This is a genomic window from Bradyrhizobium sp. CIR18, assembly GCF_014198295.1.
GTDB lineage: Bacteria > Pseudomonadota > Alphaproteobacteria > Rhizobiales > Xanthobacteraceae > Bradyrhizobium.
In genome coordinates this window covers 269536-284655 of the sequence record NZ_JACIHF010000001.1, presented here as the reverse complement: position 1 = coordinate 284655, position 15120 = coordinate 269536, and the positions used below count along the sequence as shown (strand labels likewise).

Annotated in this window: 11 protein-coding genes and 1 tRNA gene; 4 read left to right on the top strand and 8 right to left on the bottom strand. The window is 65.6% G+C overall.

What is annotated here, in order from left to right:
* Nucleotides 1-4: 4 nt before the first annotated feature.
* The 6 genes from GGD65_RS01485 to GGD65_RS01460 form a co-directional block, all read right to left on the bottom strand.
* Nucleotides 5-343 (bottom strand): lipid-A-disaccharide synthase N-terminal domain-containing protein, encoded by a 339-nt coding sequence (locus GGD65_RS01485; protein WP_018323154.1) that lies wholly within the window; start codon nucleotides 341-343, stop codon nucleotides 5-7.
* On the bottom strand, nucleotides 340-1077 hold the full coding sequence (locus tag GGD65_RS01480; RefSeq protein ID WP_183234222.1) for a glycosyltransferase family 2 protein: 738 nt from the start codon (nucleotides 1075-1077) through the stop codon (nucleotides 340-342). Before GGD65_RS01480 ends, GGD65_RS01485 begins: the two co-directional genes overlap by 4 nt.
* Nucleotides 1078-1145: 68 nt before the next feature.
* Nucleotides 1146-1991 (bottom strand): phosphatase PAP2 family protein, encoded by an 846-nt coding sequence (locus GGD65_RS01475; RefSeq protein ID WP_179730515.1) that lies wholly within the window; start codon nucleotides 1989-1991, stop codon nucleotides 1146-1148.
* 1 nt (nucleotide 1992) lies between these two features.
* On the bottom strand, nucleotides 1993-3735 hold the full coding sequence (locus tag GGD65_RS01470; protein WP_092258356.1) for a glycosyltransferase family 39 protein: 1743 nt from the start codon (nucleotides 3733-3735) through the stop codon (nucleotides 1993-1995).
* 50 nt (nucleotides 3736-3785) lie between these two features.
* Nucleotides 3786-5894 (bottom strand): penicillin-binding protein 1C, encoded by a 2109-nt coding sequence (pbpC, locus tag GGD65_RS01465; RefSeq protein ID WP_183234911.1) that lies wholly within the window; start codon nucleotides 5892-5894, stop codon nucleotides 3786-3788.
* Between the two features lie 122 nt (nucleotides 5895-6016).
* Nucleotides 6017-11221 carry an alpha-2-macroglobulin gene (locus tag GGD65_RS01460; RefSeq protein ID WP_183234221.1) on the bottom strand — a complete coding sequence of 1735 codons (5205 nt, stop codon included), beginning with the start codon at nucleotides 11219-11221 and terminating at the stop codon, nucleotides 6017-6019.
* Nucleotides 11222-11629: 408 nt separating this feature from the next.
* Between GGD65_RS01460 and GGD65_RS01455 the strand changes: the two genes are divergently transcribed.
* Nucleotides 11630-11706, top strand: a tRNA-Arg gene (locus tag GGD65_RS01455).
* A gap of 118 nt (nucleotides 11707-11824) precedes the next feature.
* On the top strand, nucleotides 11825-12076 hold the full coding sequence (locus tag GGD65_RS01450; protein ID WP_092258365.1) for a hypothetical protein: 252 nt from the start codon (nucleotides 11825-11827) through the stop codon (nucleotides 12074-12076).
* 33 nt (nucleotides 12077-12109) lie between these two features.
* Here the strand turns inward: GGD65_RS01450 and GGD65_RS01445 are convergent, their stop codons facing one another.
* Nucleotides 12110-13396, bottom strand: a complete 1287-nt coding sequence (locus tag GGD65_RS01445; RefSeq protein ID WP_183234220.1) for a hypothetical protein — start codon at nucleotides 13394-13396, stop codon at nucleotides 12110-12112.
* A gap of 116 nt (nucleotides 13397-13512) precedes the next feature.
* Here GGD65_RS01445 and GGD65_RS01440 point away from each other — a divergent pair, with 116 nt between their 5' ends.
* Complete coding sequence (locus GGD65_RS01440) at nucleotides 13513-13740, top strand: DUF2171 domain-containing protein (protein WP_018323146.1); 228 nt, start codon at nucleotides 13513-13515, stop codon at nucleotides 13738-13740.
* A 139-nt stretch (nucleotides 13741-13879) separates the two neighbouring features.
* On the opposite strand, the gene GGD65_RS01435 is transcribed toward GGD65_RS01440, so the two are convergent.
* A complete protein-coding gene (locus GGD65_RS01435; RefSeq protein ID WP_018323145.1) occupies nucleotides 13880-14098 on the bottom strand; it encodes a hypothetical protein in 219 nt (72 codons plus the stop codon).
* A 700-nt stretch (nucleotides 14099-14798) separates the two neighbouring features.
* Between GGD65_RS01435 and GGD65_RS01430 the strand changes: the two genes are divergently transcribed.
* Nucleotides 14799-14957: a hypothetical protein gene (locus GGD65_RS01430; RefSeq protein ID WP_183234219.1), complete on the top strand. Its 159-nt coding sequence runs from the start codon at nucleotides 14799-14801 to the stop codon at nucleotides 14955-14957.
* Nucleotides 14958-15120: the final 163 nt, after the last annotated feature.

Below are 15120 nucleotides of genomic sequence, written 5' to 3'. Positions count from 1 at the left end.
GGGCTCAGCGATCGAGCGTCTTCGAGGCGCGGCCGCGGTTCTTGATGATCAGCATGATGTTGCGGATATAGATGATGGTCGCGAGCGATTGTCCGAGGATGATGACCGGCTCGCGCTTCACGACGCCGTAGACCAGCGTCATCAGTCCGCCGCCCATCGAGCAGAACCAGAACGCCATCGGCACCACGCTATTGCCGGCGCGCTCGCTCGCGATCCACTGCACCAGGAAGCGCGCGGTGAAGAACAGCTGCGCGACGAGGCCGAATGCCAGCCAGAAATCGAATTTGGCGACGAAGACGTCGTAGAGATAATTGCTCAGCGCCTGACCGTATTGAATGATCATGCGTTCACCTCAGTCACATCTGGTGTCGGCTTCTTGCGGCGGATCAGCCACCATACGCCGGCGAGATCCATGATGCCGATCCACAGCCGGTCGAAGAAGCCGTAGTTGGACACGCCGGAATGGCGCGGCCGGTCGATCACGTCGACATAGGCGATGTCGTAGCCTTCGCGGCGGACCAGCGCCGGCAGGAAGCGATGCAGCCCGTCGAAATAGGGCATCATCAGGAAGACCTCGCGGCGGAATGCCTTGAGCCCGCAGCCGGTGTCCCGCGTGCCGTCCTTCAAGATGGCGTTGCGGACGCCGTTCGCTATGCGCGACTGGAATTTCTTGAAGCCGGTATCCTTGCGTCCGACACGCTGCCCCGCAGCGAGGCCGACGCGCCCTGCTCCCTTCTCGACCGCCGCGATCAGGTCGGGCAGGAAGGCTGGATTGTTCTGGCCGTCGCCATCGAGGGTCGCCACGATCGCGCCGCGCGCCGCGCGCACGCCGCTGCGCACGGCCGCGGATTGGCCGCCTGATCTGGAGTGGCGAAGCTGGCGCAGATTGTCCCGCTGCGCCATGATCGCCGCGAGCCGTTCGCCGGTCGCATCGGTCGAGCCGTCGTTGACGTAGATGATCTCATAGGCCCAGCGGCCATCGAGCGCCGCGCCGATCTCCGCGATAAGCGGCGCGATGTTGTCGGCTTCGTTGCGCACGGGAACGACGATGGAAACCGAGGGCTGGGACGTCGACAAAGGCGGCTCGTGGTTGGAAGTGGGCCTGGGGACCCCTGGGAACCGGCGGTCCCGGCAGGCAGCCGCTTTTATGGGGCGGATGCCCCGCGGGCAACCCTTTTGAGACGGCCCGAGACTGCCCCCGGAAGAGGCACAATGGTGCCATCGGCGCGGATGGCAAAACCCAGCCGCCTGGCCGCGAACCAATAGCGGACCGCCATGGCGCCGACCGTGCCGACCAGGGCGCCGGCCACGACGTCGCTCGGGTGATGGGCGACCAGCACCAGCCGCGTCAACAGGATCACGATTGCGTAAGTGAACATGAACACGCGCAGGCGCGGCCACAATGCCGACACGGCAAACGCCAGCGCGAACGCTGCCACGGCATGGCCCGACGGCAGGCTGGCATAGGCCCCCGTCCCCTCGAACGGCACGAAGTTGAACGGATTGGCTTTGCCGCCGACAAACGGACGTCCGCGGCCGATGACATATTTCAGGACCTCGGCAACGAATGCCGACACGGCAATCGACAGAAACACAAACTGCAGCCGTGTGCCGAGACCGAGGAGCAGCGCGCGGCTTGTGCCGTGAAGCCCCGCCGCAACGAACGCCAACACCACCAGCACGCCCCCGAGCACCGAGAGCAGGTACTCGTCCTTGCCGAAATCGGTGAGGATGCGGATCGGCCACAGGCTTGGCGTGCCGCGCGCCGGCATCAGCTGGATCTCGGTCTGGTCGAACGCGAGCATCAGCGCGATGACGAGAGCCGCGCCCGTCGCACTGAGCCACAGCGAATGCCGCGCCAGCTTTCGCGCGGCCTCTGCGCGGCGCGAATGCGAGGGCGTGCGGACGAGCTGCGCCAGCGCGCTCCGGGACACGGCGAGCAATTGCGCGGGATAGCCCGGACGGGGCGCGGGGCTGGTCGTAACAGGCATCCTATTCGGTGCCTTCCGAGCGGAAGATCGAGATCGATATCGCGCGCCCTTGCGAGAAATTGTAGCCGTCGATGCGGGTGCCAACCTTGTAGCGCAGCCCGATCGCCTCGGCGCGCTGCACGAAGCTCCGCTCCGAACGCTGCTCGATCAGCGCAAAGCGGCAGCTGCCCTGCCTCAGGAAGTCGGCCGCGCCCGACCCGTCCGTGAGCAGGGTCTGGGTGCCCGTCAGGAAGACGAGGCTCGGCTCGTGATAGCCGGCAGCCGCCGCCTTCGGCCCGACGCAGGTGACGTTACGCAAGGCGCGCGCGATCTCGATGCTCGGAAACAGCGGCGTCAGCGACGGCAGCACGATGCCATACACCACCACCGCCAGCATCAAGGCCGCAACCAGCGCGTTGAGCAGCGAGCGCTCGGCGCGGTTGTTGTCGTAGAGCCACCAGGCGAACAGGCCGAAAATCAGCGATGCCGCGATAAACGGCCAAGCCACAAAAGCGGGCTGCCGCGTCAGCATCACGGCGCCGACCACCGCGATGATCGAGGTGGCCGCGGGGATCGCGAACCACCAGGCCGAACCGCGCATCAGCCAGGAGCGCGACAGCACGCGCCGCTCCACCGCACCGGCGGTGAGGATGGCGATCGCCGGGTACAGCGGCAGCACGTAATGCGGCAGCTTGGTCAGCACCGCCTCGAACACGATCCAGGACGGGATCAGCCAGGCCAGCAGAAACTGCGCGCCGGGCTCACGCCGCGCCCGCCACACCGCGGGTGCCGCCATCGCCGCGAGCGGTGCGCCCGGCCAGAACGTGATCCAGAACAGCGCCAGGTAAAGTCCAGGCGGCGCACCATGGGATTCCTGGGCGCCGATCTTGCTCAGCATGTCGCCGCCGACGGAATCGGCAAAGAAGGCATCGCCCGCGCGCCAGAAGATCGCGACGAACCAGGGCAGCACCAGCACCAGCATCCACATCAGGCCCCAGACCGGGCGCAGCTTCCACAGCCAGGAGGCATCGCGGTCCTGGATCGCGAGCGCGGCTATGGTCAGCCCTGCGAACATCAGGATCAGCGGGCCCTTGATCAGGATGCCCACCGCAAGCGCGGTCCAGAAGATCGCGGGCCAACTCCAGGGCGGATGCGTCTCGTCCTCGGCGCGCTGCCAGGACAGATAGGCCCGCGCCATCGCACCCATCGCGGCGGTCACGCAGAACAGCAGCATCGCGTCGGTCTTGGCGAGCCGCGCCTCGACGCCGAGCAGCACCGAAGCGCACATCATCAGCGCCGCCAGCACTGCGGCACGCCGCGTGACGAAGCCGAGCGCGGCCCAGTAGGTCATGAGCACGGCGCCGATCGCCCCGAACAGGGACGGCAGCCGGTAGACCCAGATCCGCAATTCGGCCTTCGGCAGCTTGAGCATCGAGGCGGCTTCGACCGTCGCCGATTGCAACCAATAGATGCCGACCGGCTTCTTGTAGCGGACGTCCTCCTGAAAGCGGATATCGACATAGTCGCCGCTCTCGACCATCTGCTTGGTGGCCTGGGCGAACCGCGCCTCGTCGCGATCGATCGGCGGGATCGTGAAGAAGCCCGGCAGGAACAACAGCAGCGCGCACACGAGCAGGAAGGCAACGGCGCGGGCATGGCTGGCCGTGGCGACATCGAGCATGCGCACGAGCCCGCTGCCCGGATTTGCAGGCGATTTTGGCTCGCGGGGCGCTCCAAAACGGGGAGTTGGGTAGGTCTCGGCCATTGGTTCCGCTTACGCTGAAACCGCCATCGCCACAACCGCTTAAGGCAGGGTCATTGAATTCGAATGACGACTGTGTCCGCGGCGCCCGTGGCGTCGATCACGGTGAGCCGAGCAAAGCCCGGACCGGGCGGATCGATCAGGCGCTGGCGGCGTCCGTCGATCTCGCCGAGCGCCGTACCGTTAACCATGACGGTCATGGGAAGCACGCCGCCCGCGACCTTGACCGGCATCGCGGCGCTCTCCTGCCCCCCGGAGCGATCGACGTCGATCCGCGAGCCGTTCAGCGGAAACTGGATATGCAGCGCCTGCTCACGGCCGGTCCGCACCAGTTCCCCCACCGGCCGGAACCGCTTCAGCGGCAACGGCAGCTTGGCGTTGCTGGCAACCAGGGTTCCCCTTGGCGGCTTCGGCAATGCGGTCAGCGTCTTGCCGCTGCGGGCGAAGGCATCGAACAGGATCGGTGCTGCGGCGACGCGCCCGATCAGGCCGGGAACCGGCGCACCGTCGGGCCGGCCGACCCAAACCCCGATAGTCATCCGGCCGTCGAACCCGACCGACCAGGCGTCGCGATAGCCGTACGAGGTGCCGGTCTTGAAGGCGATGCGGTTGTGGGCGGCGTTCTCCGGCGGCGGCGTTCCCAGCAGCACGTTGCCGACCTGCCAGGCCGCGACCTGATCCAGCAGCCGGAGTGGCTCGCGGTCGTCCTTGTCAGCCATCACCTCGCGCAGCGGCTTGGTGGTGCCGAGGCGGGCAAAGCCCGTATAGAGCTGGGCGAGATCCTGCAGCGTCACGCCGACGCCGCCGAGCCCCATGGCAAGCCCTGGCGCTTCGTCCTTGGGCAGAACCAGATTGCCGCCGGCCTGCCGCAGTCGCGACGCAAGCCGGCTCGAGCCGACACGGTCGAGCAGCACGATCGCGGGCACGTTCAGCGAGAGTTGCAGCGCCTTCCTCACCGGCACTGTGCCCTGGAAGGTCATGTCGAAATTTTCCGGCGCGTAGGAGCCGAAGCGGACCGGCCGATCGTCGATCAGGCTCTCCGGGTGGACGAAGCCGTCCTCGAAGGCGAGCCCGTAGATGAAGGGTTTCAGCGTCGAGCCCGGCGAGCGGATCGCACGGGTCATGTCGACCTGCCCTGCCCGGCTCTCGTCGAAATAATCGGCCGAACCGACGCGTGCCAGCACGTCGCCGCTCTCATTGTCGACCACGATGATGCCGACCGAGATGTTCGGCCCGAGCGCAACGGCGCGGTCGCGCGCCAGCGGCTCCAGCACCTTCTGCAGGTTCGCGTCGAGCGTCAGCTTGATGACCGGCTTATCCTTGACCGTCGACAGCGCGGTATCGGACGCATGCGGCGCCAGGATCGGCATCGGCCGGCGCAGTTTTGGCACGGGCACGGCCTTGGCCTGCCTTGCGTCGTCGGCACTGACCACACGCTCCTCGACCATGCGATCGAGCACGCGGTCGCGCGCCTTGCGCGCGGCCTCGGGATGGCGGTCGAGGCGGCGCGTCTCCGGTGACTGCGGCAGCGCGACCAGCAGCGCGGCTTCGGCCAGCGACAACCGCTTCGGCTCCTTGCCGAGATAGCCAATCGAGGCGGCGCGGATGCCCTCGAGATTGCCGCCATAAGGCGCCAGCGCGAGATAGAGGTCGAGGATCTGCTCCTTGCTCATGCTGCGCTCGATCTCGATCGCGCGCACCATCTGCCGCAGCTTGGCGTAGAGCGAGCGCTGCCGCCGCGGCTCCATCAGCCGCGCCAGCTGCATGCTGATGGTCGAGCCGCCAGAGACGATGTGGCCGCGCGTCGCGAGCTGCAACGCGGCGCGCCCGAGTGCGAGCGGGTCGAGCCCGTTGTGGGCGTAGAAGCGCTGGTCCTCATAGGCGAACAGCAGCTTGAGATAGGTCGGGTCGACGCTGGATTTGGCATCGACCGGCAGCCGCCAGCGGCCGTCGGCCATGGCGTAGGCGCGCAGCAGCTTGCCGTTGCGGTCGACGATGGTGGTGGAGACGTGCCGGGCCTCGTCGAGCGGGAGAGGTCCGAGCGAGTAGACCCAGCCGACGAAGCCGGTGATGGCGAGGATGAAAGAGAGTGCGAGGGCGGAGAGGATACGAAGGCCGCGGCCCCTTGCTGCGTCATGGCCGGGCTTGTCCAGGCCATCCACGTTCTTGCCCGCTGCGCCACAGTTCGTGGATGCCCGGGACATTTGCGCGAAGACGCGCTCCGCGCTTTTGCCCGGGCATGACGACTGAGTATGTGGCTCCGCTGCGCTCATTCAATCAGCACTCACTTCGCCGTCCGCACCTCGACAGTGCCCGTGCCCGTCCGGCCGTAGCGCGAGGGGTTGTACATGTCCTCGACATAGGCTTGCGGCAGCACGTATTTGCCGGGCGAGACCACGCGCACGATATAGGCGACGGTGAAGACCGACTTCGAATCCGAGGCGCGATCGACCGCCGCCGTGAAGCGATCGTCGCGGAACTCGGTATCCTCAGGCTCCTCGCCGTCCTCGATCCAGTCCAGCGTGCCGCTGTCGCCCGATGAGACCAGCTTCGGATTGTCGATCTCCAGGCCCGCCGGCAGATAGTCGGACACCATGATGTGGCCGTACTCGGGCTTGGCCTCGGTGATCTTCAGCACCACGGCAAAGCGCTGGTTCTGCTTGACCTTGCTGATGTCGGCCGGCTTGCCGTCGAGCGTGAAGTAATTGCGCTCGATCTTGAAGCCGTTGGACGCGGCCGGCTCCGGCGTCACCGGCGAGCCCGACACCGAGACCACCGCCTGCACCGGCGCATCGCCGGTGTTGGTGATCTTCAGCGGCTTGCCGCTCAACGTGTCCGCCTTGTAGCTGCGATAGAGCGCGGTCTTGACCGGCTGGCCATCCACTTCCATGGACAGGTTCTCCTTGGCCAGCGCTCGCGCCGCCAGCACCAGCCACGCATTCTCCTGCGTGGAGGTGTAGGGCGTCAGCCCGCGCGCGGTCTCGACCCGCGACACCGCCTGCGTCAGCGTCGCCTTCGGCGCATTGCCTTCGCTGGCAAGCGACACCAAAGCTGCGGCATCGCGAAGCTGCGAGCCGTAGTCGGTGCGGCCGAACTCGAGCACCGGCTTGGGCGCAAGCGAGTCGAGCGCGGCGCCGTACACGCGTTCGGCGCGGTTGCGGTCGCCGACGAGAGCGAGTGCCGCCGCAAGCTGCGACTTCGCGATCGGCGTCGCGAGGTTGTTCAGCTTGGTGTCGGCGAGATAGCGGAGATCGCCGATCGGCGCTGCGCCGTTGCGTGCGAGCACATAGAGTCCGTAAGCGAGATCGCGCCCGCCGTCCTTCTCCGGCTCGTTGCCGTTGACGACGGAATTGCGGATGCGGTCGAGCGCGTTCTTGAACAGCACGTCCGGCACCGCAAAACCCTTTTCGCGGGCGCGGGTCAGGAAGTCCGTCACATAGGCGTCGAGCCAGGCATCGTCGCCGCCGGCCGACCACAGGCCGAACGAGCCGTTCGAGCCCTGGCGGGCCAATAGCCGCTCGACCGCATCGCGGATGCGCTGGTCGACCTCGGTATCCATGGCGAGGTGCGCGCCGGCCGCGAGGTCGTTGACGTAGAGCAGCGGCATCGCGCGGCTCGTGATCTGTTCCGAGCAGCCATAGGGATAGCGGTCGAGCGCCTTCAGGATCGTCGCCGCATCGAGCGCGGTCGACAGGCTGGCCGAGACCGAGACGCTGCCGGTGCCCGGCACCAGGTCGGAGAACATGTCCGAGGTCAGCGTCAGGCTCTCGCCCTTCGCCAGCGTCCGGATCGAACGCCGCGCCAGCACTTGCGTCGCCGCCTTGACGTCGAACGCGTAGTGGCGCGCCAGCGTCAGCCCGTTCGGTCCCTTGATGTCGACGTCGAGCGTCGCCTGCCCGGCCGCGGTCGCGTCGATCGCGAGCGTGAACGAGTTGCGCTGCTTGGCGGCGAGCTTGACCGTGGTCGCGGGATTGCCGGTCATCTTCACCGGACCACCCGTTTTCACGTCGATGGCGTAGTCGCCGGCCTGGCCCTCGACATTGTCGATCTCGAGGTTGACCGTGCCGTGGTCGCCGTTGAGCAGGAAGCGCGGCAGCGTCGTGGTCAGCACCACGGGGTCGCGGATCACGACGTCGGTGTTGGCGCGGCCCAGCTTGGTCGCGGTCCACGCCACCGCCATCACGCGTGCGGTGCCGGCGAACTCCGGAATGTCGAAGCTGACTTCCGCACTGCCATCGGCGCCAACCGTGACGATGCCGGAATAGAGCGCCAGCGGCTTTTGCGCGGGCGGCGAACCCTGCAGCTCACCAGCGCCGGCGTCACCGCCGGACTTGATCTGGCCGCGCGTGCCGGACATGCCGTCGATCAGCTGCCCGTAGAGGTCGCGGATTTCGGCGCTCAGGCGGCGCTGGCCGAGATAGTAATCGTCCGGCGCCGGCGGCTTGTAATTGGTGAGGTTGAGGATGCCGACATCGACCGCGGCGATGACGATCTTGGCGTCCTCGCCCGGATTGAGCCCGTCGAGCTTGACCGGGATTGTCAACGCTGCGTTCGGCCGGATCAGCGCCGGCGGCGACAGCTTGACCTGCAAGGTGCGGGCCTGCTTGTCGATGCCGAACCATTTCAGGCCGATCGCCCGGCCCGGCATGCGCTGGGCAGCGGCATCGAGCGGGCGGCGCAGCGTCGCCACCACGTAAGCGCCGGTGCCCCAGTCCTTGCCGACCGGGAGCTTCACCTGGGCAGTGCCTTCCTTGACGTCGATCGTCTGCGTCGTCAGCAGGCGGTCGCCGAGCACGTTGATGGTGAGCTTGCCGGCACTGCGGACATTGACCGAGACCGTCATGGTGTCGCCGGAGGAATATTGCGGCTTGTCGATCGAGGTCTCCAGGAGGTCCGGCGTGTCGGCGCTGCCGTCGGAATACCAGCCGACGTCGAACTGCACCGAGGTCACCGGGCCATCGGCATCGTTCGACTTCACATCGAGCCGGTAGCGGCCCGGCTGGGGGGTGAGCGAAATCCGCGCCGGCTTGTCGGCGGCAACCGTCACATCACCGTCGGCGACGCGCGAGGTCGACTTGACCGGCTCGTACTCCCAGTAATTGTTCTGGCGGTACCATTGGTAGCGCGACTCCATCTTCAGGAGCTCGTAGCGCAGGCCGTCGCGGCGCAGCTTCTCGCCCTCGGGCGAGACGAACACGACATCGAACTCGGCCTTGTCGCCCTCGGCGACGTTCTTGTCACCGAACAGCGGCTTGACGCCGATCAGGGCGGTCGCGGGCGCAACCGGCAGCACGATCTTGCGCTCGACGGCGCGGCCGCCGGTCTCCACCATGCGGACGAAGATCTGTGCCTCCTGCGGACGGGTCGAGGCCGGCTGTTTGTCCAGCGTCACCGGGAAGGTCGCAACGCCGTTGGCGTCGGCCTCGGGCAGGTTCTCAAGCGGCGTGCGCTCGTTGGAGGTGGTCTCCTCATCGGCGACGCCGAACTGGTAGCCGGCAAAGCCCGGACGTTCGCTTGCGGGCGCGACCAGCATGTCGCCTTCAAGCTGCAGGCCGGACGCGGGCGCGCCATAGAGGAAATGGCCGTCCGCCTTAAGCTCCACTGGAGCGTTAGCTTTGATCAGCTTGTCCTTGGCGGACAAGTCGAATTCGATCCGATCGGGAACATAGTCCTCGACCATGAAGGTGGTCTCGCCAACCGAGGAGCCCTTCGGGTCGGTGAAGGCGCGCACCCGCCACGTCCCGGTCGGAACGGCCGAGTTGAGCGGCACGGACAGCGTACGGCCGCCGGCGCCCTGGTCGGCGAGCGCGGCACGTCGGTATTCGACGCCGTCAGGACGTTCGATCACCAGCGTCAGCGGTCCGCCGCTGACGGCATTGCCCTGCCCGTCGCGCAACAGCGCGGTGAGATAGACGGTCTCGCTGGAGCGGTAGACGCCACGCTCGGCATAGACGAAGGCATCGGCGCCTGCGGGCACCACGCGGCCGGAGACGCCGCGATCGGACAGATCGAAGGCGGAGGACTTCAGGCTTAGGAAGGCATAATCGGCCTTCTCGCCCGTGACCGTCAGCATCGCCGGCGACAGGCCGCCCTCGCCGCGCGCAAGCCCCGCCTCGAACAGCACGTGGCCACTGTCGTCGGTCTTGCGGGTCGCCAGGATCTCGTTGTTGCGGGCAACCAGCCGGACCTCGGCCTTGCCGACCGGATCAGTCGAGGCCAGCGAGTTGACGAAGACATGGATACCGTCATTGCCGGAATAGGCGGACACCCCGAGATCGGAGACGATGAACCATTGCGTGGCGAGCTGGTAATCGTCGTCCGAGCCCGGGCCCTTGGCGGCGGCCGTCATCACGTAGACGCCCGGCTGAAGCTCGCCGAGTGCCTGGTCGACCGGGAATGCCGTGGTGACGTCTTGGTTCAGCGTCATCGCGGTCGCGAGCTCGCCGGTCCAGACTTTTACGCCGCGCTCATCGCCGAGATCGGAGAGCTGGTATTTCGACAGCGTCTTCTGGAAATCGCTGTCGACCACCGTGTTGATCAGATTGCGGTCGCCGATCCGGAACACGTTGATATTGACAGCGGGCGTGTTGACGCTGACCACGGGAATGCCGCGCTGGCCGGTTCGGGGCAGCACATAAGCCCGGCTGGTGAAGCGCACGAACGGCTTGCGGTCGCGCACATAGACGTTGAACTCGGCCGATTTCGGCAGCCCCTCCTTCACGGTGGACGGCAGGCCGGCGCGCAGATTGATGTTGTAGCGCTCGCCGTGCTTCAGCCCGTCGACGCAGAGCTGCTTGCCTTCGGCCGACAGCGCCGGCTTGTCCTGCCCCGCCAGCGCGAGGTACGGCGCGAAGTCGGTGCGTTTTGCCAATTCCTCGGAGAACTGGAAGCAGGCCCGCGGGCTCGCCGAATCCGAGTCCACGGTGTAGTCGAGCAGCCGGAAGCCATGCTCGTCCCGCATCTTCTCATATTGGCCGCGGACGTCGGCGACTTCGCGCAGGTCGAGCGACAGCCGCAGCGAATCCAGCGCCGGCCGCCACAGCTTGCGCTCCGACAGCGACTTGCCGAGCACCGCAAGCGCGTCGGCCTCCTCGCCCGGATTGCCGGCGCGCAGGTAGGCGATGTAGGCCGCGGTCGAGGCGCGTTCCAGCAGGAAGGTCTGCTCGCTCGAGCTCTTCGGCGATATCTGGAAGATGGCTTTGGCAAGCCGCAGCCAGTTGCCAGTGTCTTCCGGCGTGGTCGCCGCGATCTGGCCGAGCACCGACAGGCCGGTGCGGTAATCATTGCGCCGGAAGGCGGCATCGGCGTCCGTCTTCAGCGTCGCATTGGTCTTGGCGACGGGCCCCGCCTCGCTCTTGATCTGGGCCTCCAGCTTGATCGCGGAATCGGCGAGGTCGTCGCGCTTGAACGCCTTGTCGGCAGCGTGTGTTGCGCTAAGGCCGAGCGCCAGCGTGGCGCAGATTGTGACGGCGCGAACAAGACCGATCATGGTGGACTCCCGGAAATCGCGGACAGCCGCCCGCTGGCAGCATGAAATGCGCGGAAAGGTGACGGACTCAAGGCGATGGTACCAAAGGTGCAAATCGTCGCATTCGCCATGGAAAGGCAAGCCCAGAGGAGACCGATCAAGATACCGCCGCTCACGCCGTCCTGATGGCGCAGCGATACCCGACCCGTCGACCGGCGGCCACATCCCGGAAGCTGGCCAGCGTTCCCGGCGATGTGATCCATCGTCCAGTCCGCGGCCGCTCAACCCGGCACCCTGACATGCCACCGTCTCGCTTTGTCGCGGCTCTGAGGAAAAGGGTTCGGTTCAGACTTGGCGAAAGACGATATTTTTCATATTTGGCATGGTAGATGAACCAGCCGGCCTCCCAACGGAGGCTGGCGTAGCGACGGTCCCATAGCTCAACTGGATAGAGTAGCGGATTTCTACTCCGCGGGTTGCAGGTTCGAGTCCTGCTGGGATCGCCAGTCTCATTTATATCCACCGCCCTTCACGAACGCGTGGGTAACCATACGCCGACCTTTGAACGGCGCAGATCAGCCCTATGTATGCGCCGGGCGAATTGCGCCCGCGTTAAGGACTCCGATGCTTCCTACCGAATGGACGAGAATGGCTATCGCATCTGCGGTGGCGATCGTCGCGATGTCGTATCTGGCAATCGACGCAGGCGTGGTGAACACCAGTGTGGTCACAAGGCCCATCAAGGTAGCTCAGGCATCGATCATTGGCGCTGGAATGGGCCAGCATCACCTTGCCTTCGCCGTTCAGGAGTGGGCGCGTCCCAGCCGCGACAACAACGAAAAGCCGGCCCTGGAGCATTGCCTGGCGATCGACTGATCGAGACGCCCTCGTCCGCGCAAGCGACGACATTCATCCTCCGCCACCAGTCGACTGACGAACCTGCCACCAGCGCGCAATCGCTGAGGTGAGATCGCCCCAGACCTCTGTCGGCAAATCCGAGACCGCCACCCGCACACTATATTGGTCCGTGGTCGCGTCGTGAAACCACTCGGTCGCGGCAAAGTCGAAACCGAAGCTGCCGGCATGGCGAATCGGGAGGCCCTCAGCGCGCAGTTCGTTGCTCATGTCCTCGGCGGCCTGCCGCGCGCTCGCCTCGTCGAGAGGACGCCTGCCCCGCAAGGTGACATAGAGACCGTGGGCGAAATGGAGCTCGGCCGAGAGCGCCGGGAGCTTTGCAGCAAAATGGCGGCCCATGCTTCGGCCGTTGCGCAGGATCGCCGCAACACGCCGCTTCGTGAGGGCCCAGTAGACCGCGCTGCCGACAAAGGGCGGGAAGTGCGCCGGCAAAGCGGCGCCGCCGAGAAGCCGCACCGCGTTGCGGGTTTCGGCTGCGAGACGTGTCCAATCAGGCCGCCCTGCCCGCTGCCGGTCCTCATCCCCCTGCACGAAAACCGCCGAGCCGAGGCGGCCATATTCCGCCCCGAGCGAATCGAGCTTGTTGTGACTTCGCACCAGCACCAGTGGAATTCCGTATCGCCGGGCCCAGCTCAGGACGCGCCGGATCCGGCCCGAGCTGCCCGCGAAGCATGTCGTATCGAAAATCACGAGATCGAGACCCGAGCCGTCGCTTCGGATCGCCGCCTCAAAAGCGCCGGCGCGGGAGCAGGAATCCAACAGAAGAATTTTCGGGGAATTCGCCGAAGCAAACGCATCGCTCAGCGGCAGACTCAAAGCCACGAGCCGAAGATGAGGAACAAGACCCCGGATCAGCTCCAGTGTCTCGCCATAGGAGCCGGGAAGCACCAGCAAATCAGCCTTTTCGACGATTTGCGCGGAGGCGAGCAGCACGGCGGAGATCGCAGCCATGCCTGAGGCAGTATAGATCGCCGCGCTCATGCAGCCGCCGTCGAGGTCATAGAAGGAAGGACCGCGCACCGTAAGATCGGCACGCTGGTAATCGTAACTGAACTTGAAGGGCCCGCTGACGGGATCGGCGGTGTGCGACCAGGCTGTTTCCGTTGCCTTCCACTCGTGCAGCTCGTGCTCTGCCCTGAGCGCCGCAGTGATCTGGAATTTGGACCTGACGACCTCGTCGACCGATCGCGGACGCGTCAAATCGAGCCGATGCCTCAGGCAGTCATTGAACAGCCCGAGTTCCCAGTGCTTCCGTTCGAGATAGGCCTGAATGGTCTCCATGCGCGTCTTGGGCAGATCCGATCGGATGACAACGTGCGGAAATCGCCTTGGGTCCAACGCGCGCCCGCTGCAACGAACGTCCATCCTGGCCGTTGAGACGGTGCAAGGAGGACAACATGTCTGAGATCAGAGAGCACATGAAGATCATCGGCAAGGACGGCGCACATGTCGGCACGGTCGACCGCGTCGAGGGCAACCGCATCAAGCTGACGCGGAAGGACAGCCCGGAAGGTCACAAGGACCATCATCACTACATCGACACGAAATATGTGGGTGCCGTCGAAGGCGATGTCGTCAAGCTCTCAATGAATGCCGACGCCGTGCCGAAGACGGAAGCCGCCTGAACATTGAGCCCCTTCGGGGGCTTTTTGTTTGTTCACGATCCGACTCCGCTTCGTTCCAAAAGCACGAATCGTAATCGCAAAATCGGCGCTGCGCTTTTCTTAACATCGCGTTTCGTCAGATCGATCACGTAGCCATCGATCACGTAGCCATGGGCACGAGCGTCGGCCGCAGCAGGTACGCGTCGATCGCAGCGTTCGACAACAACAGCCTGCGGCGCTCTCCTCGCAGCATCAACCTATCGATCCGGTTCAGGATGAAGCGAGCGGAGTCCTCGTGCTCGCCTGTGAGCAGGCCGGATCGGTCGAGATATTTCCAGGCAATGTCGAAGGATTGGGCGCGTAACTCGGGGTCGGTCATGGACGGCCAACGTCCGCGGGGAACGGAGGTTCCTGAGCGTGAGCGAGGCGTTGCCCCGCGCAACGCCAGGCGTATCAAGCAGAGCACAACAAAATGCACAGCGGCGGGGAACGAGATCACGACCTGTACGTTGGATGGCTTGAAATCAGGTGGTGCCGACCTGCCAGCCCCGGTCGGCTTTGAAGGGCCCCGTGCTTGTCCCCCGAGCACGGGGCTTTCTCATGCAGATCAACCTATCGGCCGGGCTCGGCCCGTCATCGTCTGACGCGAAATTCCCCTGCGTTTGCCCTCAGTCCGCCCGCTCGTCGCGCCGCTCGCGGGCCAGCTCGTGCCAGGCCAGCGCCAACTGGATCAGCCGTTGCCGATCGGCGCCTTCCGATGCCGCGGCCCGCTTCATCGCGGCCTCCGCTTCGTGCTGTGGGTCGTACTTGGTACACATGAGACCGACTCTAGCCGGCCATCTGGACAAGCCCATGGCAATTTCGTCCGTATGATTGCGGGGTAACGTCCGCGTCTGCCGGACTGAGGCAAACGGCCGGCACGACTGCTTCACTGCGTGCATGCGCTGATTGCGAAGCCATTTGGCTGGGCTTTCATCCAGGCGATCTGTGAATTGTGTCACAGTCCGCGACCTGCATCTCGGTTAGACCATGTCTCGACGCTCCAGCAGCCCGCGAAGGCATCGATGGTATTTCCCGTCATGACACAAGAAGCAGCAGCTCCGGCCAACGTCCCGACGCAACGAAAAAGGACCGACCTGCTCGGCATCGCCTATCTCGGGACCATCGGCATCGTGATGCTGGCCTGGATCGCCGGCCTGGTCTGGGGCGCGATTGCGTTCTTCAACTGGCTCGTGTGACGCAGGCCGATCCGTCGCGCTGGCGAGCAAGGCTCGCGGCAGCGATCGTGCGCTAAAGCATGATCCGGAAAAGTGCGAAGCGGTTTTCCGGAAAGATCATGCGCAAACAACAACCGAAAGCGCGATGACGATTCATCCAAATCTCATCGCGCTTTAGAACAGG

What these genes read in the sequence shown, in the direction of transcription:
- GGD65_RS01450 (WP_092258365.1), top strand. Translation starts at nt 11,825, where the DNA reads ATGCTTCCTACCGAATGGACGAGAATGGCTATCGCATCTGCGGTGGCG.
- GGD65_RS01440 (WP_018323146.1), top strand. Translation starts at nt 13,513, where the DNA reads ATGTCTGAGATCAGAGAGCACATGAAGATCATCGGCAAGGACGGCGCA.
- GGD65_RS01470 (WP_092258356.1), bottom strand. Translation starts at nt 3,735, where the DNA reads ATGGCCGAGACCTACCCAACTCCCCGTTTTGGAGCGCCCCGCGAGCCA.
- GGD65_RS01445 (WP_183234220.1), bottom strand. Translation starts at nt 13,396, where the DNA reads ATGGAGACCATTCAGGCCTATCTCGAACGGAAGCACTGGGAACTCGGG.
- GGD65_RS01485 (WP_018323154.1), bottom strand. Translation starts at nt 343, where the DNA reads ATGATCATTCAATACGGTCAGGCGCTGAGCAATTATCTCTACGACGTC.
- GGD65_RS01430 (WP_183234219.1), top strand. Translation starts at nt 14,799, where the DNA reads ATGACACAAGAAGCAGCAGCTCCGGCCAACGTCCCGACGCAACGAAAA.
- GGD65_RS01435 (WP_018323145.1), bottom strand. Translation starts at nt 14,098, where the DNA reads ATGACCGACCCCGAGTTACGCGCCCAATCCTTCGACATTGCCTGGAAA.
- GGD65_RS01475 (WP_179730515.1), bottom strand. Translation starts at nt 1,991, where the DNA reads ATGCCTGTTACGACCAGCCCCGCGCCCCGTCCGGGCTATCCCGCGCAA.
- GGD65_RS01460 (WP_183234221.1), bottom strand. Translation starts at nt 11,221, where the DNA reads ATGATCGGTCTTGTTCGCGCCGTCACAATCTGCGCCACGCTGGCGCTC.